This window comes from Rhizobium herbae, assembly GCF_017873135.1.
In the GTDB taxonomy this organism is placed as follows: domain Bacteria; phylum Pseudomonadota; class Alphaproteobacteria; order Rhizobiales; family Rhizobiaceae; genus Pararhizobium; species Pararhizobium herbae.
Genome location: NZ_JAGGJV010000001.1, coordinates 306,355 through 324,539, shown reverse-complemented (window position 1 = coordinate 324,539; position 18,185 = coordinate 306,355). Strand labels below are relative to the sequence as shown.

Annotated in this window: 21 protein-coding genes and 1 tRNA gene; 11 read left to right on the top strand and 11 right to left on the bottom strand. The window is 60.3% G+C overall.

Annotated features, from left to right (window positions below; translation table 11 throughout):
• Positions 1-203: 203 nt before the first annotated feature.
• Positions 204-293: transfer RNA gene (locus J2Z75_RS01640), tRNA-Ser, on the bottom strand.
• Between the two features lie 570 nt (positions 294-863).
• Here J2Z75_RS01640 and J2Z75_RS01635 point away from each other — a divergent pair.
• From J2Z75_RS01635 to J2Z75_RS01620, 4 genes are all read left to right on the top strand, one after another.
• Positions 864-1,898, top strand: a complete 1,035-nt coding sequence (locus J2Z75_RS01635; RefSeq protein ID WP_209846762.1) for a septal ring lytic transglycosylase RlpA family protein — start codon at positions 864-866, stop codon at positions 1,896-1,898.
• A gap of 67 nt (positions 1,899-1,965) precedes the next feature.
• Entirely contained in the window at positions 1,966-3,120 is a 1,155-nt protein-coding gene (locus J2Z75_RS01630; protein WP_209846759.1) for a D-alanyl-D-alanine carboxypeptidase family protein, read from the top strand.
• Positions 3,121-3,259: 139 nt separating this feature from the next.
• Positions 3,260-3,991: a dTMP kinase gene (gene tmk, locus J2Z75_RS01625; protein WP_209846757.1), complete on the top strand. Its 732-nt coding sequence runs from the start codon at positions 3,260-3,262 to the stop codon at positions 3,989-3,991.
• Complete coding sequence (locus J2Z75_RS01620) at positions 3,988-5,031, top strand: DNA polymerase III subunit delta' (RefSeq protein ID WP_209846753.1); 1,044 nt, start codon at positions 3,988-3,990, stop codon at positions 5,029-5,031. The genes tmk and J2Z75_RS01620 overlap by 4 nt, the downstream gene beginning before the upstream one ends.
• Here J2Z75_RS01620 and J2Z75_RS01615 read toward each other — a convergent pair.
• On the bottom strand, positions 5,003-5,320 hold the full coding sequence (locus J2Z75_RS01615) for a nucleoside triphosphate pyrophosphohydrolase family protein (RefSeq protein WP_209846750.1): 318 nt from the start codon (positions 5,318-5,320) through the stop codon (positions 5,003-5,005). The genes J2Z75_RS01620 and J2Z75_RS01615 overlap by 29 nt on opposite strands.
• 192 nt (positions 5,321-5,512) lie before the next feature.
• Here J2Z75_RS01615 and metG point away from each other — a divergent pair, with 192 nt between their 5' ends.
• The 3 genes from metG to J2Z75_RS01600 are packed head-to-tail and all read left to right on the top strand — an operon-like array spanning position 5,513 to position 8,692.
• On the top strand, positions 5,513-7,063 hold the full coding sequence (gene metG, locus J2Z75_RS01610) for a methionine--tRNA ligase (RefSeq protein WP_209846747.1): 1,551 nt from the start codon (positions 5,513-5,515) through the stop codon (positions 7,061-7,063).
• 11 nt (positions 7,064-7,074) lie between these two features.
• Complete coding sequence (locus J2Z75_RS01605) at positions 7,075-7,854, top strand: TatD family hydrolase (RefSeq protein WP_209846744.1); 780 nt, start codon at positions 7,075-7,077, stop codon at positions 7,852-7,854.
• Between the two features lies 1 nt (position 7,855).
• Positions 7,856-8,692, top strand: a complete 837-nt coding sequence (locus J2Z75_RS01600) for an MBL fold metallo-hydrolase (RefSeq protein WP_209846741.1) — start codon at positions 7,856-7,858, stop codon at positions 8,690-8,692.
• Here J2Z75_RS01600 and J2Z75_RS01595 read toward each other — a convergent pair.
• The gene (locus tag J2Z75_RS01595; RefSeq protein WP_209848683.1) at positions 8,685-9,629 is read right to left on the bottom strand and encodes a phosphoribosylaminoimidazolesuccinocarboxamide synthase; all 945 of its coding nucleotides are present in this window, start codon (positions 9,627-9,629) and stop codon (positions 8,685-8,687) included. The two genes, J2Z75_RS01600 and J2Z75_RS01595, sit on opposite strands and share 8 nt — an antisense overlap.
• Before the next feature lie 283 nt (positions 9,630-9,912).
• On the opposite strand from J2Z75_RS01595, the gene J2Z75_RS01590 reads away from it, so the two are divergent.
• A complete protein-coding gene (locus J2Z75_RS01590) occupies positions 9,913-11,199 on the top strand; it encodes an NAD(P)/FAD-dependent oxidoreductase (protein ID WP_209846739.1) in 1,287 nt (428 codons plus the stop codon).
• A 206-nt stretch (positions 11,200-11,405) separates the two neighbouring features.
• A complete protein-coding gene (locus J2Z75_RS01585; RefSeq protein WP_407692736.1) occupies positions 11,406-11,819 on the top strand; it encodes a DUF4864 domain-containing protein in 414 nt (137 codons plus the stop codon).
• Between the two features lie 12 nt (positions 11,820-11,831).
• Here the strand turns inward: J2Z75_RS01585 and tgt are convergent, their stop codons facing one another.
• The 5 genes from tgt to coaD form a co-directional block, all read right to left on the bottom strand.
• The gene (gene tgt / locus J2Z75_RS01580; protein WP_209846732.1) at positions 11,832-12,962 is read right to left on the bottom strand and encodes a tRNA guanosine(34) transglycosylase Tgt; all 1,131 of its coding nucleotides are present in this window, start codon (positions 12,960-12,962) and stop codon (positions 11,832-11,834) included.
• The gene (gene queA / locus J2Z75_RS01575; protein WP_209846729.1) at positions 12,959-14,044 is read right to left on the bottom strand and encodes a tRNA preQ1(34) S-adenosylmethionine ribosyltransferase-isomerase QueA; all 1,086 of its coding nucleotides are present in this window, start codon (positions 14,042-14,044) and stop codon (positions 12,959-12,961) included. The genes tgt and queA overlap by 4 nt, the downstream gene beginning before the upstream one ends.
• 77 nt (positions 14,045-14,121) lie before the next feature.
• Positions 14,122-14,631, bottom strand: a complete 510-nt coding sequence (locus tag J2Z75_RS01570; RefSeq protein ID WP_209846726.1) for a peptidylprolyl isomerase — start codon at positions 14,629-14,631, stop codon at positions 14,122-14,124.
• A gap of 72 nt (positions 14,632-14,703) precedes the next feature.
• Positions 14,704-15,273 (bottom strand): peptidylprolyl isomerase, encoded by a 570-nt coding sequence (locus J2Z75_RS01565; RefSeq protein WP_209846723.1) that lies wholly within the window; start codon positions 15,271-15,273, stop codon positions 14,704-14,706.
• Between the two features lie 30 nt (positions 15,274-15,303).
• Positions 15,304-15,798: a pantetheine-phosphate adenylyltransferase gene (gene coaD / locus J2Z75_RS01560; RefSeq protein WP_209846720.1), complete on the bottom strand. Its 495-nt coding sequence runs from the start codon at positions 15,796-15,798 to the stop codon at positions 15,304-15,306.
• A gap of 223 nt (positions 15,799-16,021) precedes the next feature.
• Here coaD and J2Z75_RS29495 point away from each other — a divergent pair, with 223 nt between their 5' ends.
• Positions 16,022-16,144 carry a hypothetical protein gene (locus J2Z75_RS29495; RefSeq protein ID WP_268842024.1) on the top strand — a complete coding sequence of 41 codons (123 nt, stop codon included), beginning with the start codon at positions 16,022-16,024 and terminating at the stop codon, positions 16,142-16,144.
• 13 nt (positions 16,145-16,157) lie between these two features.
• Complete coding sequence (locus J2Z75_RS01555; protein WP_209846717.1) at positions 16,158-16,298, top strand: hypothetical protein; 141 nt, start codon at positions 16,158-16,160, stop codon at positions 16,296-16,298.
• 108 nt (positions 16,299-16,406) lie between these two features.
• On the opposite strand, the gene J2Z75_RS01550 is transcribed toward J2Z75_RS01555, so the two are convergent.
• Genes J2Z75_RS01550 through J2Z75_RS01540 form a run of 3 tightly spaced genes read right to left on the bottom strand, consistent with a single transcriptional unit; the run spans position 16,407 to position 18,179 of the window.
• On the bottom strand, positions 16,407-16,712 hold the full coding sequence (locus tag J2Z75_RS01550; RefSeq protein ID WP_209846714.1) for a hypothetical protein: 306 nt from the start codon (positions 16,710-16,712) through the stop codon (positions 16,407-16,409).
• Positions 16,696-17,772 (bottom strand): hypothetical protein, encoded by a 1,077-nt coding sequence (locus tag J2Z75_RS01545; protein WP_209846711.1) that lies wholly within the window; start codon positions 17,770-17,772, stop codon positions 16,696-16,698. Before J2Z75_RS01545 ends, J2Z75_RS01550 begins: the two co-directional genes overlap by 17 nt.
• Positions 17,772-18,179 carry a DUF4383 domain-containing protein gene (locus J2Z75_RS01540; RefSeq protein WP_209846707.1) on the bottom strand — a complete coding sequence of 136 codons (408 nt, stop codon included), beginning with the start codon at positions 18,177-18,179 and terminating at the stop codon, positions 17,772-17,774. Before J2Z75_RS01540 ends, J2Z75_RS01545 begins: the two co-directional genes overlap by 1 nt.
• Between the last annotated feature and the right edge of the window lie 6 nt (positions 18,180-18,185).

Here is an 18,185-nt window from a genome sequence, read left to right as displayed (position 1 = left end):
CGGTCGGGCCGCATGCGGTCTAAACCGCCGACAATCCAGATCGGGTTGCCTCACAGATACGTAAGATTGATGTCAGAGGCTGTCAAGCGCCCACGAATCGTATCCTAACGTATCAGCAGCTTGCCGAAAGTGGGACGTAAAGTGGGATGGAGATCGTCTCCATATAAAATATTAAGTAAAAACAGCAACATAAGCCAGATATCTGGCGGAAGAGGTGGGATTCGAACCCACGGTACGGTTTCCCGCACGCCGGTTTTCAAGACCGGTTCCTTAAACCACTCGGACACTCTTCCTTGCGACGGGCTTTGAAACGGCACCGGTTCGGTCGAGCGGCGGTCTTTCCCCACGAACATCGGCAACCCTGTCACGGCACGCTTTATAGCCTGCGGATTGGGAACGTCAACCGGTTCTGCGACCCTTTGGCGGCTCCATCAATCCCAGGCAGATTATGAGAAGCAACCGGCTCCCCGCCGGCAGCAAGGCCGGCATTGGGACGGATCGGAACAAGGCACTCAGTATATCCCCGCCCTGTTCGCCATGCCGATGGAACCATTGTCGGCACCAGCGACGATATTACTCAATATCAGTACTCAGTCGGCCCGATAATCCTTGCAAGAGACGAATATCGATGCATTTTAAGGCTACAATCGAGCGGCATGCCATATTTGGCTTCCCGGCGAGCGTTAACTCTTCATAAACCATAACGCCAATTGTTTCGTTCCGGCACGGTTAACCATTCGCAATTTCGCCACGTTGTTGTCATGATTAATCGACTGTTACGTTTCGTGACGCCGGTTCTTTCGCGGGGGGGCAAGCGCGAGAGATTACCGAGTACGGCTTTTACGAATGGCGATGTGGGGCTCATGACATCCAATCAGACTGCTGCTTTTCTCTTCAAGGGGTTGCGTGTTGCCGCCGTTCCCGTCTTCTGCGCCGCGCTGACGGCCTGTGGCTCGACGACAAGCATCACGAAAGACAAACCGCGCAGCAAGGAATATTTCGCCGAGTCGATCTATGGCGTGAAAGCCAGTCCGCGTGTTGTGGCCGAGGGCAAGAGCGTTCCCAAGGGCGGCGGCCGCTATCAGGTCGGCAAGGCCTATCAGGTCAAGGGCAAATGGTATCAGCCGAAAGAGGATTTCGGCTACAACAAGACCGGCATGTCCTCCTGGTACGGCTCGGCGTTCCACGGCCGCCTGACGGCAAACGGCGAGGTCTACGACAAGTACCACCTGTCCGCCGCCCATCCGACATTCCCGCTGCCGAGCTATGCCCGCGTCACCAATCTCGAAAATGGCTCTTCGGTGGTGGTGCGTGTCAATGATCGCGGCCCTTATGAATATGGCCGCATCATCGACGTTTCCTCCAAGACCGCCGATTTTCTCGACATGAAACGCAAGGGCAGCGCCAAGGTCCGCGTCCAGTATATCGGCAAGGCGCCGCTCGAGGGCAACGACATGCCATACCTGATGGCTTCTTACGTCAAGAAGGGGGATCGCAGCCCGAACGCATTCCCCGAAGGCCAGATCGCAACGGGCGTGATGGTCGCTTCGAACGAACCGCTGCGCAAGCAGGCGGGCAATCTCGGCACGCTGACCATCCCGTCCAAATCGAACATGGATATGGGAGTGCCGGTCAATGCCCTTGCCGAAACAGAGACTCGGTCCGCTTCGTCGGCCGCGCTCGATGCCTTCGCCATGCTGCCGGAAATCGGCCCGATCCCGCAGGAGCGGCCGGAATACATTCCGCTGCCCGATGGCAACATGGCTTATGCGGCCGCCTACGTCGAGGCACGGGTGAGCGACAGCGAAACGGCTTTCGACGCCATTCTCGTCGACCAGAACCCGCTGACGCCCAATTCCATCGTCCAATATGCCAAACGCCAGAGTGTCGTGCGCTAATCCGAGCCTCAGCGATTGCCCCCCGGTAGGCCGGCTGCTATTGCCGGAGAAGGCGCCGGAGTTTGGAATGCATATACGACTGGTCTCGCTTTTCATTGCCCTTGTTTTGCTGGTCTGCACGCCTTTGGCAGTGCAGGCGCAGGCCTTCGAAACCAAGGCGAAGCAGGTCTACCTGATCGATGCCGAAACCGGTACGGTCCTGTTCGCCAAGGATGAAAATGCGCCTGTGCCGCCGGCATCGCTTGCCAAGCTGATGACCATGGAGGTCGTCTTCGATGCGATCCGCAGGAACGAGCTGACGCTCGACACCGAATTTGCCGTCTCGGAACATGCGTGGCGCACCGGCGGGGCGCCATCCGGAACGTCGACAATGTTCGCAGCCTTGAAATCGCGCGTGCGTGTCGGCGATCTCATCCAAGGCGTCACCGTCCAGCTCGCCAATGACGCCTGCATCATTCTGGCCGAGGGAATGACCGGCAGCGAGGAAGCCTTTGCCGAGCGGATGACGAAGCGTGCCCGCGAACTCGGGCTCTCCGCGTCCACGTTTCACAATGCGACCGGTCTTCCTGATCCGAAGAACATCGTCACCATGCGCGACATGGCGCTGCTCGCGCGGCATATCCAGACGAGCTATCCGGACTTTTTCAGATACTATTCCCAAGCCGAATTCGAATGGAACAAGATCCTCCAGCGCAACCGCACGCCGCTGATATCAGCCAATATCGGCGTCGACGGGTTTGCGACCGGATTTGCCGAGGGGTTTGGCTACGCCATGGTCGCGACTATGCAGAAGGATGGGCGGCGTGTCTTCCTCGCGCTCGGCGGCCTTGCCAGCGACAAGGAGCGCATCGAGGAGACGCGCAAGATACTCGACTGGTCGATGACGGCGTTTGAAAAGAAAAGGCTGTTCGAAGCCGGCGATGCCGTCGGCGAAGCGAGCGTCTATGGCGGAGCGGTGTCGCATGTGCAACTGGTCACCCACGACGCGGTCGATGTTCTCGTGCCCGTCAACAATCCGGAGCGGCTTTCGGCCAAGGTGATCTATCGCTGGCCCCTGGCGATGCCGGTGAAAGCGGGCGCGCAGGCAGGTACGCTGAAGATCTGGAGCGGCGAGCGGCTCCTGCGAGAGGTTCCTGTCGAAACCGCCGCCGCTGTCGGAGAGGGCTCGCTGGCAAGCCGGGCGGCTGACGCGCTGCAGGAACTGCTGTTCTTCTGGCTTTAGAAATGCCGTCGCCAACGGTTTCGCCACCGAACACAATCAGTTAAACAGGCATCATGTTGCGCGCCGGGACGGCCATAAAGGCTATCGGGTTTGCGCATGCGACGATGAAAAACCTCCCGCAAATCGCGGACGGGTGATCATGCGCGATAGAGGCATACGGGAAACAAGAGTGTCGGTCGGAAACGGGTTGTTTGTTACATTCGAAGGCGGCGAGGGGGCTGGGAAGTCGACCCAGATCCGCCTGCTTGCCGATGCCTTGCGGGAACGCGGCCGCACGGTGCTGACGACCCGCGAGCCGGGAGGCTCGCCCGGGGCCGAGGCCGTGCGGCATGTGCTTCTTTCGGGCGCCGCCCAGGAATTCGGCGTGCGCATGGAAGCGATCCTGTTTGCCGCGGCGCGTAGCGACCATGTCGAGGAGATTATCCGGCCGGCTCTCCTCAAAGGTGCCGTTGTCATCTGCGACCGGTTCATGGATTCGTCGCGCGTCTACCAGGGCGTCACCGGCAATCTGGAACTGCCGTTCATCGAGGCATTGGAGCGGGTGGCCGTCAACGGCGTCATCCCCGACTGCACGATCATCTTCGATCTGCCCGCCTCGCTCGGTCTGGAGCGGGTCCGGCGGCGGGCAAGCGCCGCCGAGGCTCCGGCGGGCCAGGAGGTCGAACTCGACCGGTTCGAGAAGGAAGAGCTCGAAACCCACGAAAAGCGCCGCGAGGCATTTCTCGATATTGCCGCGGCCGATCCCAAGCGCTGCCATGTGGTCGATGCATCGGCGGCGGCAAGCGACATTGCCGCGGCGGTGCTGGCGATCGTCGAGCCCCTGTTGCCCAGATCAGGCGGCGGCGGGCCGGATACGGAAGCAGCACAATGAGCAGCGACAGGTTCGACGTTCTGGACGGCGCCGTCTCGCCGGCCGAAAACATGCGGCTCTTCGGCCATGCCGAGGCCGAGCATTTTCTGGCGCAGAGCTACCGGTCGGGGAAGGGGCATCACGCCATCCTCATCGAAGGACCGGAAGGGATCGGCAAGGCGACGCTCGCCTTCCGCTTTGCCAATCACGTGCTGACCCATCCCGATCCCATGCTCGCGCCGGAAGCGCTCGCCGATCCCGATCCGAATTCGATCGTCAGCCGGCAGATCGCGTCGGGCGCATCCCACAACCTGCTGCACCTGACGCGGCCGGTCGATGAAAAGACCGGCAAGGTCAAAAGCGCGATTACCGTCGACGAGGTGCGCCGGGCGGGCAAATTCTTCTCGCAGACATCCGGGACCGGCAACTGGCGGATCGTCATCGTCGACCCGGCCGACGATCTCAATCGCAACGCCGCTAACGCGATCCTGAAAATCCTCGAGGAACCGCCGAAGCGTTCGCTGTTCCTGGTCTTGACCCATGCGCCAGGCAAGCTCTTGCCGACCATCCGCTCGCGCTGCCTGCCGCTGCAATTGAAGCCGCTGGCACCGGACGCGCTGCGTGATGCCATGCGCAATCTCGGCTTGGATCTCTCCGGCCCCAATGCGCAGAAGGTGCTGGCTGCGGCGGATGGCAGCGTCTCGGAAGCATTGAAGCTGATCAACTACGGCGGCCTCGACATAATGAGCGCCTTCGAGACGATTCTGGCCGGACAGGAGCCGGCGATCCGCAAGGATATGCACAAGCTTGCCGAGGTCCTGGCCGCGAAAGACAGCGAAACCATCTTCGATTTCTTCGTGGCGCTTGTTACGGGCCATGTGATGGGCGAGGCCCGCAAAGCCGCGCGCGACGGCGATATCGACCGGGCCGACAGGTTTGCGAGGCTTTCGAGCAGCGTGACCGAGCGTATTTCCGTGGCACAGGGTTACAATCTCGATCGAAAGCAAACGGTTCTGACTGTTCTCGACGATCTCAGGGCGGCGTCCCGCACGATGGCCTGAATTTCCATTTGCGCTCGACCGCAGCCGCCAGATCGATATTGTTTTCCTCAGCGAAGAGCAGGACATGGCCGAGCAGATCGGCCGTTTCGTCGGCAAGGGCGCGATGCAGTTCCGCCTCCGATTGGCCTTTCAGACGGCCGCGGCCGGTTAGCTTGTTCCAGACCTGGGTGAGTTCGCCCAGCTCCTCCTGCATCTTGAGGATGAACCAATCCCGGTCGCGTTCGATCCGGTGCATTTCGGCATAGGCTGCCGATGCACGCGAGAATGTCTCGCCGAGCTGTTTCAGCATCACAGGGAACCTCCATTTTGTTCACTGAATGTTCATGGCGCGCGCAGGAATTGTCAAGCCGCCTTCTTAACGCCCCGACACCTTGGAATGCCGCGGCAGCGGGTAGCTTTTCTGAGGGTGCACTGTTTCATCCCGCCAGCGGATGCGCTAATAGCCAGACATCAAAGATCAGACACAGGCCGAAACCCGATCATGACCGAGAAGTCTCCATTCTACATCACCACCGCGATCTCCTATCCGAACGGCAAGCCGCATATCGGCCACGCCTACGAGCTGATTGCGACCGATGCGATGGCGCGCTACCAGCGGCTGGAGGGGCGCGAGGTCCTGTTTCTGACGGGGACCGACGAACACGGCCAGAAGATGCAGCAGACCGCGCGCAAGGAGGGCATTTCTCCGCAGGAGCTGGCCGACCGCAACTCGGCCGAATTCCAGAAGATGGCCGTTCTGCTCAATGCGTCCAACGACGACTTCATCCGCACGACGGAAGCGCGCCATCACGAAGCGGTCAAGGTCATCTGGAACCGCATGGGCGAGGCGGGCGACCTCTACAAGGACAGCTATTCCGGCTGGTACTCCGTGCGCGACGAGGCCTACTACCAGGAAGGCGAGACCGAACTGCGCGCCGATGGCGTGCGCTACGGGCCTCAAGGGTCGCCGGTCGAATGGGTGGAGGAAGCGAGCTACTTCTTCAAGCTGTCGGCCTATCAGGACAAGCTCTTGAAGCATTACGAGGACAATCCGGACTTCATCGGTCCGGCCGAGCGCCGCAACGAGGTGATTTCCTTCGTCAAATCCGGCCTCAAGGACCTCTCCATGTCGCGCACGACGTTTGACTGGGGCATCCCGGTTCCCAACGATCCCGGCCATGTCATGTATGTCTGGGTGGATGCGCTGACCAACTACATCACCGCGACCGGCTATCTCACCGATCCGAATGGCCCGCGCGCGAAATTCTGGCCGGCGGATATCCACATGATCGGCAAGGACATCATCCGCTTCCACGCGGTCTATTGGCCCGCCTTCCTGATGTCGGCCGGCCTGCCTTTGCCGAAGAAGGTGTTTGCCCACGGCTTCCTGCTCAACAAGGGCGAGAAGATGTCGAAGTCGCTCGGCAACGTCGTCGATCCCTTCAATCTGGTCGCGCATTTCGGTCTCGATCCGATCCGCTATTTCTTCCTGCGCGAAGTCTCCTTCGGCCAGGACGGCAGCTATAGTGAGGAGGGCATTGCGACGCGCATCAACTCCGATCTCGCCAACGGCATCGGCAACCTCGCCAGCCGCTCGCTGTCGATGATCGTCAAGAACTGCGACGGACAGATCCCCGAATGCGGCCCTTTGACCGATGAGGACAAGGCAATGCTGGCGGCTGCCGATGCGCTGCATGCCTCGACGTGCGACGACATGAACGCGCTGATGATCCATCGGGCGCTGACTGCGATCATCGCTGTCGTGTCGGAAGCGGACCGTTATTTCGCCGGCCAGGCGCCGTGGGCGCTGAAGAAGACCGATCCGGCCCGCATGGCGACCGTGCTCTATGTAACCGCCGATGTCGTTCGCCAGATCGCCATCCTCCTGCAGCCCTTCATGCCGGAATCGGCTGGCAAGCTGCTCGATCTCGTGGCCGTTCCGGCAGACAAGCGTGATTTCGCCTCGCTCGGGGAGGCGGGACGTCTCGTGGCTGGAACGGCGCTGGAAGCGCCGAAGCCGGTTTTCCCGCGCTACGTCGCGCCGGAAGCTTGAGGGACGACGAGATGCTGATCGACACCCATTGCCATCTGGATTTTCCGGACTTCGAGACCGAGCGCGACGCGATCGTTGAGCGCGCCCGTGCTGCCGGCGTCGGCCAGATGATCACCATCTCGACGCGCGTGAAGAAGTTCGACACGATCCTGGCCATTGCTGAAACCTACGCCAACGTCTTCTGCTCGGTCGGCACACATCCGCACAATGCCGACGAGGAACTGGATATCGAGACAGCAGATCTGGTGCGCCTGTCGGTGCATCCGAAGGTGGTTGCGATCGGTGAGGCCGGGCTCGATTATTTCTACGACAACGCGCCGCGCGACGCGCAGGCGATCGGGCTGCGCCGCCATATCGCTGCGGCTCGCGAAACACAGTTGCCGCTGGTGATCCATAGCCGTTCGGCCGACGAGGATATGGCCGATATCCTGACCGAGGAAACAGGGAAGGGGGCCTTCCCTTTCCTTCTCCATTGTTTCTCGTCAGGCCCGGACCTTGCCAAGGTCGGCGTCGCGCTCGGCGGCTACGTTTCCTTTTCCGGCATCCTGACCTTCCCGAAATCGGAGGAACTGCGCGAGATCGCCAGGACCGTTCCGCACGACCGGATGATCGTCGAGACGGATGCGCCGTACCTGGCGCCAAAGCCGTTCCGGGGAAAACGCAACGAGCCCGCCTATGTCGCCTACACGGCGCAGGTTCTGGCCGAGACGATCGGGGTTTCGACGGACGAGATTGCCGCGATCACCACGGACAATGCTTTCCGCGTCTTTTCCAAGATGCCGAGGCTCTGAGATGGCGGTGAGGCGGGTCTTCACCATTCTCGGCTGCGGCTCGTCTCCGGGCGTGCCGCGCATCAACGGCGATTGGGGCGCCTGCGACCCAAGCAATCCGAAAAACCGCCGCAGCCGCGCCGCACTGCTGATCGAGCAGATCGCTCCGGATGGCGGCACGACCACCGTCGTCATCGATACGGGACCCGATTTTCGCGAGCAGATGATCGCCGCGAACGTCCGGAATATCGACGCCGTGTTCTATTCGCATCCGCATGCCGATCATATTCACGGCATCGACGATCTGCGCGGATACGTCCATTACAGCGGAAAACGCACGCCGATCTGGGCCGACGCCCTGACGATGCAACGCATCCGGGAAGGTTTTCGCTACTGCATGGAAACGCCGGCGGGCAGCGGCTATCCGCCGATCGTCGAGCCCAGGATCATCGATCCGTCGCTTGCCCCGATCGCAATCATCGGCGCCGGCGGCACGATCGCGTTCCAGCCGCTGCTCCAGCACCACGGCAGCATCATGTCGATGGGTTTTCGCATCGGCAATTTTGCCTATTGCAGCGATGTCAGCGATTTTCCGGACGACACCGTCGCCAAGCTGGCGGATCTGGACATGCTGGTGATCGACACGCTGCAATACAAGTTCCATCCGAGCCATCTCTCAATGGAGCAATCGCTCGGCTGGATCGCGCGTTTCGCACCGAAGCGCGCCGTGCTGACGCATATGCATGTGCCGCTCGACTACGAGACGGTGATGCGCGAAACGCCGGACCATATCGAGCCGGCCTATGACGGGATGCGGCTGGAATTCGAGTTGAGCGACGAGGCAGCCGATATCAGCTGAAATAGGGCTGGAGATTGCCCCGGATGCGATCGAGAACGGTGGCACCGGAAAGATCGGCGACGAAGCGCTGGCCGGTGATCGTCTCGTAGGCCTCGATATAGACCTTGGACGTCTGATCGACGAGTTCGGCCGGAATCTCCGGTATCGGGTCCTTGTAGGGATCGCAGCGTTCGGTCACCCAGGCACGGACGAAATCCTTGTCGAAGCTTTTCGGCCGCTCGCCGGAGATAAAACTCTGTTCGTAGCTCTCGGCAATCCAGTAGCGGCTGCTGTCGGGCGTGTGGATTTCGTCGGCGAGAACGATGCGGCCGTCCTTGTCCGTGCCGAACTCGTATTTGGTATCGACGAGAATGAGGCCGCGTTCGGCGGCGCGCTGCTGGCCGCGCGCAAACAGCGCCAGCGCATATCGGGACACGGTTTCCCATTGTTCAGGCGTCAGGAGTTTCTGCGCCAGAATTTCATCGGCGGACAGCGGCTCGTCATGGCCGCCGTCGAACGCCTTGCTGGTCGGCGTGATGATCGGCTGGGGAAGCTTCTCGTTGTCCTTCATGCCATCAGGCAGCCGTATGCCGTACATCGCGCGCTCGCCATTCCTATATTTGGTCAGGATCGACGTGCTGGTGGTGCCGGCCAGATAGCCGCGCACGACGATCTCTACCGGCAGGATGTCGAGACGCGTTCCGATAACGACATTGGGGTCGGGATAGGAAACGACATGATTCGGGCAGATGTCGGCGGTTTCCTCGAACCAGTAGCGGGCCGTCTGCGTCAGCACCTGGCCCTTGAACGGGATCGCGGTCAGGATGATGTCGAATGCGCTCAGCCGGTCCGTGGCGATGATGATCCGGTTGCCATCCGGCAGATCGTAGTTCTCGCGAACCTTGCCGTTGTAGCGTCCCGGCAATTCGGGAATGAAAGCGTCTGAAAGAATACGCAATTCGCTCATCGGGTCCGGTCTTCCGCTGACTGTTTAAACTGGCATCGGCTTAAGCCCGGGAGATATCGAAGGTCAAGCCTTGGAGCGGACAACACCACGATTAGGTGGTTTCCATCCCACCGTTAGTTCCATAATCTATCTTATGTGATCAAACCGTGTAGCTGGGTGGGTTCAAGGATGAAGTGCGACTTGCCAACGGATTTCGTCGGCCGGATTGCTGTTTTTCCTTCTCAAGCAACACCTGCCATGCAGAATGATGTTTTGACCCTGATGAAGGCAGAGCATGTCCGCAGCCCCCTTGCCCACGAGCCTTTATGCCGACACCGGGCTTGCCGCACCGCCGACGCCACCGCTTGATGTCGACCGAACGGTATCGGTGGCGATTGTCGGCGCCGGTTTCGCAGGACTCTCCGCCGCGCTACACCTCGCCGAAATGGGCGTCGATGTCTGCGTGCTCGAGGCCAACGAACCCGGATGGGGAGCGTCGGGCCGCAATGGCGGTCAGGTCAATCCCGGGCTCAAGTTCAATCCCGATGAACTGCTTGCGCGGTTTGGAGACGATCTTGGCCGGCGCATGATTGCGATGGCCTGGGGAACGCCGGATTTCACCTTCGATCTCATTCGCCGTCTTGGCATCGATTGCGATGCACGGCAGAATGGCACGCTGCGCGCGGCGACGAACGCACTCACCGTCAAGGCGTTGCAAACCACCGCCGCCCAATGCGCCGTAAATGGCATGCCGACACGGTTCCTCGACGCAGATGGCACGAAGACCGCAACGGGCACCGGCCGCTATCCCGCAGCGCTGCTTGATCCGCGCGGCGGCGATCTGCATCCGCTGAACTATGCACGGGGCCTTGCCGTGGCGGCGCAGAAAGCCGGTGCGGGAATCCATGGTAACAGCCGTGTTCTTTCCGCCCGAAAGCAGTCGGGAAAGTGGCTTCTGCGCACGGAGAAAGCGACGGTCAATGCGGATAAATTGCTTGTTGTTACAAATGCCTATGCGGATGGGCTGTGGCCTCACTTGAGGCAGTCTCTGGTTCCCGTTTTTAGCTCCATCGTCGCGACCGAGCCCCTGCCCGACGATCTGGCGGCCGGCATCCTGCCGCATCGTCCGGTGCTTTACGAAAGCGGCCATATCACCGTCTACTATCGCCTCGACCAGCAGAACCGGCTGCTGATGGGCGGGCGTGGGCCGCAGCGTTCGCTGCAAGGCAACAGTGGTTCGCTCGGCTATCTCAAGCGTTACGCCGAAGTCCTATGGCCCGCACTGAAGGGAACCCGCTGGACGCACGCCTGGAACGGTCAGCTTGCAATCACACCGGACCACCTGCCGCATCTACATGAGCCGAGCGAAGACGCGCTGATTTATCTGGGCTGCAACGGCCGCGGCGTAGCGCTGGCGACAACCATGGGCAAGCAGCTGGCCGAACGTCTGGTGGGCGGACAATCCGCCCGGATCGACCTGCCCGTCACCGGCATCAAACCGATGCGCTTTCATGCGTTTTGGCCTGTCGGCGTGCACTCCGCCGTGCTCTGGGGCAGAATGAAGGACCGGCTGGGCATCTAATGCGGACGAAATCATCGGTGAATTAGATATCACGAACAGTTTACCGTGTATTTTCAGGTTTAATATACTACCACAACATATTGTAATAATACACTAATTATAAAATTTCATTGGGAACCGCAGATGCCGCTGAGAAACCGCGTGCCGTGGATCAGCGTACGATGTTCATTCGTGTGACAGGATAGGAGACCGAGCCAATGATACGAATGCCTAGAGCCTGCGCATACATCATGGCCCTGTCGCTTTCCGCACCGTTGGCTTTTGCAGCGGAACCGGTGGATACGGCGCAATCGATCATCCAGAACCAGATCGAGGCGTTTCTCAACGACGATGCAGAAACCGCCTATTCCTTTGCCTCGCCGCAGATCAAGGGCAAGTTTCCCGACAAGAGCATCTTCTTCGACATGGTCAAACGCGGCTACACGCCGGTCTACCGCCCCGGCAATTTCGCTTTCGGGCGCAGCAAGATCGACGGTGGTACGGTGGTGCAGGAAGTTCTGATCTCCGGTCCGGACGGCAAGGACTGGACAGCGCTGTATTTTCTGGTGAAGCAGCCGGACGGCACCTACAAGATCAACGGCGTGCAGATGCTGCAGCAGGCCCCCGGCCCTGAAATCTGATCGGAACCCCGCTCACAGCGGCGCAAGGTCACCCTGCCGCCACATCTCCTGGGTCTCTTCCATGAAGGCAGCGTAGCGGCCCTCCTCGATCGCCTTGCGGATGCCGGCCATCAGGTCCTGGTAGTAGGCCAGATTGTTCCAGGTCAGCAGCATGCCGCCGAGGCTCTCATCCGCGCGGACGAGGTGGTGCAGATAGGCGCGCGAGTAATCGCGGGCCGCCGGGCATGACGACTGGTCATCCAGCGGGCGCGTATCCTCGGCATGACGGGCGTTGCGCAGGTTGACGCGGCCGCGGCGGGTGAAGGCCAGACCGTGGCGGCCGGCGCGGGTCGGCATGACGCAATCGAACATGTCGATACCCCGCGCCACGGACTTGAGGATATCGTCGGGCGTGCCGACGCCCATCAGGTAGCGCGGTTTTTCAGCGGGCAATTCCGGGCATGTGATGTCGAGCATATCGAGCATCACCGCCTGCGGCTCGCCGACAGCAAGACCGCCGATCGCATAGCCCTTGAGATCAAGCGACGACAATGCCTGGGCGGAACGGACACGCAGCGCCGAAACGTCGCCACCCTGGACGATGCCGAACATGGCCTTGCCCGGCTGATCGCCGAAAGCCGTCTTGCAGCGATCGGCCCAGCGCAGTGACATTTCCATTGCGCGTTCAATATCAGTGGCTTCTGCCGGAAGTCTCACACATTCGTCGAGCTGCATCTGGATATCGCTATCGAGCATACCCTGGATTTCGATGGAGCGCTCCGGCGACATGTGATGCAGCGCGCCGTCGACATGGCTCTTGAAGGTCACGCCCTTCTCATCGAGCTTGCGCAGGCCGGCCAGCGACATGACCTGAAAGCCGCCGCTGTCGGTTAGGATCGGATAGGGCCAGCGGATCAGTTCGTGCAGGCCACCCAGACGTGCGACGCGCTCCGGACCGGGACGTAGCATCAAGTGATAGGTGTTGCCGAGGATGATGTCGGCGCCGAGATCGCGCACCTGGTCGAGATACATCGCCTTGACCGTGCCGACGGTTCCGACCGGCATGAAGGCCGGCGTGCGGATCTCTCCGCGCGGCATCGATACCGTGCCCCGACGGGCCTTGCCGTCGGTTGCCTGAATGTTGAACTGGAATGTCTCGGTCATGGATTGTCCCGGAAAAGCAGGCTGGAATCGCCGTAGGAATAGAAGCGGTAGCCGGTTTCGATCGCATGCACGTAGGCGCGCCGCATCGTCTCCATACCGCTGAAGGCCGAGACGAGCATGAACAGCGTCGACTTCGGCAGGTGGAAATTGGTCATCAGCATGTCGACGGCGCGGAAGCGATAACCCGGCGTGATGAAGATGCCGGTCGGGCCGGACCAGGGACGGATATCGCCGTTTTCCTCAGCAGCGCTCTCGATCAACCGCAGCGACGTCGTGCCGACGCAGACGATGCGCCCGCCCCTCGCCCTCACGGCGTTCAACCGTTCCGCCACCTCGGCGCTGACATGGCCGATTTCCTGATGCATGACATGATCGTCGGTATCATCAACCTTCATCGGCAGGAACGTACCGGCCCCGACATGCAGAGTAACAAAATGGCGTTCGACGCCGAGTGCATCCAATGCGGAGAAAAGCCGGTCCGTGAAATGCAAGCCTGCGGTAGGTGCCGCTACAGCCCCCTGTTCGCGGGCGTAAACCGTCTGGTAGTCGGTGCGATCCTTCTCGTCCTCCGGTCGTTTGGAAGCGATATAAGGCGGCAGCGGGATATGGCCGACGGCAAGGATCGCCTCGTCCAGCGCAGGGCCGGAGAGATCGAAGCGCAGGGTCACCTCGCCCGCCTCGCCCTTCTCCTCGACCGTCGCATCGAGAGAGCCAAGCAGACAGGTATTCGAGCCGTGGCCGAATGCGATGCGGTCGCCGGGCTTCAAGCGCTTGGCCGGGCGTGCAAACGCCTTCCAGCGATCCGGCGCGGTACGCATGTGCAAAGTCAGCGACACTTCGGTCACAACGTCTTCGCCGCGTCTGCGCAAGCCTTCAAGCTGGGCGGGAATGACCTTGGTATCGTTGAAGACCAGAGCATCGCCGGGACGCAGGAACGACGGCAGGTCCATGACGCCATGATCCGACAGCGGCTCGCTTTCGTGCGGCTGGACGACGAGCAGACGCGCGCTGTCGCGCGGGCTGACGGGCCTTAGCGCAATATTGTCTTCGGGGAGATCGAAATCGAACAGATCGACGCGCATCAAGAAATCTTCTTTAAACGGCAAACCCGCCCCGGCGCCCTTTGAGGCAGCGGGACGGGTTTTGGCAATAGCCTGAATTAGGCGTTGGCAGCAAGTTTCATCGACACGATGCTGTCGGGATCCTTGACGGGCTCGCCCTTCTTGATCTTGTCGATATTGTCCATGCCTTCGATGACCTGGCCCCAGACGGAATACTGCTTGTTCAGCCATGGGCTGTCGGTGAAGCAGATGAAGAACTGCGAATTGGCCGAGTTCGGCATCTGGCTGCGGGCCATGGAGCACGTGCCGCGCACATGGCTCACATTGGAGAATTCAGCTTTCAGGTCCGGCTTGGAAGAGCCGCCCATGCCGGCGCGGGCCGGGTTGAAGTCCTTGCCGCCTGTCTTGCCGAACTGCACGTCGCCGGTTTGCGCCATGAAATCGTCGATGACGCGGTGAAACACGACGCCGTCATAGGCGCCCTCGGCGCACAATTCCTTGATGCGGGCAACATGGCCCGGCGCCAGGTCGGGCAGAAGCTGGATGACGACCTGCCCCTTGGTGGTTTCCATGATGATGGTGTTTTCCGGATCCTTGATCTCGGCCATGGTTTTCTCCTTCGTGTTTGTAGCGGCGTGTCTGTAGCAGCGCGCTTATCGTGTGCCTGTTTAAAGCGGTTGTTACTTGCCGACCTTGACGCTGATCATGCGGTCGGGATCGGTGACGGAACCATTGTTGGCTTCGTCGCCCTTCTTGATCTTGTCGACATTCTCCATGCCTTCGACGACCTGGCCGACGACCGTGTACTGGCCGTTCAGGAAGTCGCCGGGCGCGAACATGATGAAGAACTGGGAATTCGCGGAGTTCGGATCCTGGCTGCGCGCCATGCCGACCGTGCCGCGTGCGAACGGAACCTTGGAGAATTCAGCCTCGACGTTCGGCTTGGACGAGCCGCCCATGCCGGCCATCTCCGGCTTGAAGTCCTTTTCCATATTGCCGTACTGGACGTCGCCGGTCTGGGCCATGAAGCCCGGGATGACGCGGTGGAAAGCGACATTGTTGTATTCGCCGGCTTCCGCCAGTTCCTTGATGCGCGCAACATGCTTCGGTGCAACGTCGGGCAGAAGCTCGATAACGACAGGTCCGTCCTTCAGAGTGATGGTGATGTATTCCTTGGCCTGGGCAAAGGCATTGCCGGTCAGCGATGCAAGGACAACGGCGCTGGCGAAAGCGAGTTGGAGGATTTTCATGATAGCTCCCGTGAAGATGAAATGGACGCGTCAGGACTTGCGTTTTGCGCTGAGCGCTTGGTGAACGGCTTTCGGCACGAAGGCGCTGACGTCACCGCCCATGGCCGCGATTTGGCGGACCAATGTGGCGGTAATGGGCCGCGATGCCGTTCCGGCCGGTAGAAACAGGGTCTGTATATCGGGTGCCATCTGCCGGTTCATGCCCGCCATCTGCATTTCATAGTCGAGGTCCGTTCCGTCGCGCAACCCGCGCACCAAAAGGAATGCGCCGTGTTTTCGCGCGGCATCGACAACCAGATTGTCAAAGGCAACGACCGAGATGTCGCCGGCTCTTTCCGGAAGGAACTCGCTCAGCGACTGGCGAATGAGCGTTGCGCGCTCCTCGAAGGAAAACAGCGGCGTCTTGCCCGGGTGGATACCGATCGCAACGATGACGGTCGGCGCCACGTTCAGCGCCTGCACCAGCACATCGAGGTGACCGTTCGTCATGGGGTCGAAGGAGCCGGGGTAAAAAGCAGTGGTCATCGCGCCTGTTTCCGTTTCGAAGCCTTTTGTCACGGACCGAGCGCAATCGCAAGGGAGTGCCGTCGCCGCGCAACCGTGTTCCCTTGGAAACAGCGCCTGGGCAGGATGAACGCTAAATGAATGTAACGTTCAAGGTCGCTTCAAAGAGAATTGCCTATCTTGCGAAGTACAGAACGGAACTTTTTACCAAGGTAGCCGTTATAAGGCTGAAGGGATCACAGCTATGGCACTTATTCTTCTGTCGATGACCATGTTTTTTGTCATGCTTTTTGCAACGGCAAACGCAATCAGAAACGAAGCGCGCAACGACGGCTCCGGTCTTACCCGCGGCCGCCTGGCAAAGTAGAGAGAAGACCGCAATGGCCATCACAATGATGCTCATATCGGCAGTGATTAGTATCGTGTTCCTGGTCGATTTCTCCAAAACCATTTTCGAACTTCAGCGCGACAGAAACGCGATGAAGGCCATCAGTCAGGATGCCGGTGGTTTTCCCGTGTAACGCCTGCGATATTCCAGATTTTCCCACAGCGGTAACCTCCAGTACCCGCTGACATAAAAAACCGGACGGTTCCCCTGCCAGTCCGGTTTTTCTTTGTCCTGATAAGGTTTAACGCCCGCGATAGCTGAGACAACCGCTGCTTCTTGCCGGAAAGACCAAAGGAAAACCGGCCGCATAGAGCGCGCCGACATAACCTGCGTCATCGCTGGCAAGGATGGCGAAAATATCGTTCCACTTCAGGACGGAGATGCCCGGGGGCAGCTCTTGCGGCGACAGATGACGACCTGGAAACAGCACCAAAGCGCCCGGTGCCTGCTCGGAAAGCCTGAACAGCCCGGCCATTGCACCATACCAGACGAAAACGAGCGCAACGGCCGTCACAAGGGCCTTTGCCGGCTTAATAATCAAAGACATGTTCGAGCCCGGGATCAGCCAAGGGCGCGATCCGCAGCAGAGCGGCAAGGTCGCTGACCTTCACAGCCATCAGCACCCTGCTGCCGTCAAAGCCCTCCCTGTTGACACGGGCAATCTCGGTTCCGGGCAACCCCGGAGAGGTCTGATCCGGCTTCTCCGTGACGGACACCATGATGTCGTCATTGCCGGCAATCTCGCGGATCGCGCCACCCTTAGCGGCGACCTCCACCAGAATGCGCGTGAAAAGGTCGTAGCGCGGGGTCTGTATCTCGATATCGCCGCCGCTTTCGCCAATCACCGTGACGCCGGCAATGGCCAAAAGTTCGCTTGCGGGCAATCCGCTGACAATGCTGCGAATTTCGAGCTGGGCAGCACCCGTGGTGCCGGCAACGGCACTGGCGATCATGCCTGCGTATAGCGTCTTTGCCCGCCATTCCGTGCCGAGAGCGAAGCGGCGCTCCCAGCCGCGAATCGGATCGGTCATCGGCGCTTCTTCAAGTTTCGCGACCTGACGATCGAAGGGGTACATGTACCAGGGGGTCTGGCGCAGGAAGGCGGCGTATTCGACCGCCATGCCCGCCGCCACCTGATCCTGCGGCGTTTTCTTCTCGCCGCGCAGCATCGCCGTCACACGGCCAATCGTTTCTTCATAGGCGGCCTTGAGTGCCATTTCGAGGGTAAAGCTGACGCCGATCGTATGGATTGTCATGCGTGTCGCCGAATCGGCGCCGCCATGTGCGTCTGCGATCTTCGTCAGCGCGCAGGTCGATGTCCAGAAACCACGAATGCTGGAAAGGTAATCGAAGGCATGCTCGTCACCGGTCTTCAGCGTCTCGGCCAGTCCGTCATAGGCGTAGACGATGTGCCACTCCGGATAGGTGAGAAATGTATTGGCCTCACTTCTCTGGAATGCAGCGTCCTTGATCAAGGGCGTATAAGGATCTTGCTTACGCGCGCCATGACAGAATGTCTCGATATAGGCGACCGGGCTCAACAGCAGCAGGACCGCCAGCAGGATCGCTGCAAGGCTCCATTTGAGGAGCTTCCACACCACCCGCATCAGGCAACTTCCTTGCGGAAGAGGAAAACCGACAGAACGGCGAAACCGCCCAGAGCCAGATGCGGCAGGTTGGCGAGAATCTTGAAGCCGAACGGCAGGTCCTGGATGCCGTAGTTGATGATGCCGAGGTCAAGATAGCCGGAGCCGGTGATCAGCCCCAGCAGACCGTCGCCGAAATAGAGTACGCCGAAATAGAGAAGGAAGTTTTTTGCCGCCCGGTTGGACAGCCATGCCGCGATCGCCGCCCATGCTGCCGACGCGACATGCAGGCTGTCATCGTAGATATCGAGGGCGAAGATGCCGAAGGCCCTGCCCTGATCGTCGGTCAATCCGGGGATATAGTTCAGCGACGCAGCACCCAACAGGGCGATGGCATAACAGGCCGCAATGATGCGCAATTTCCCCACGAACGA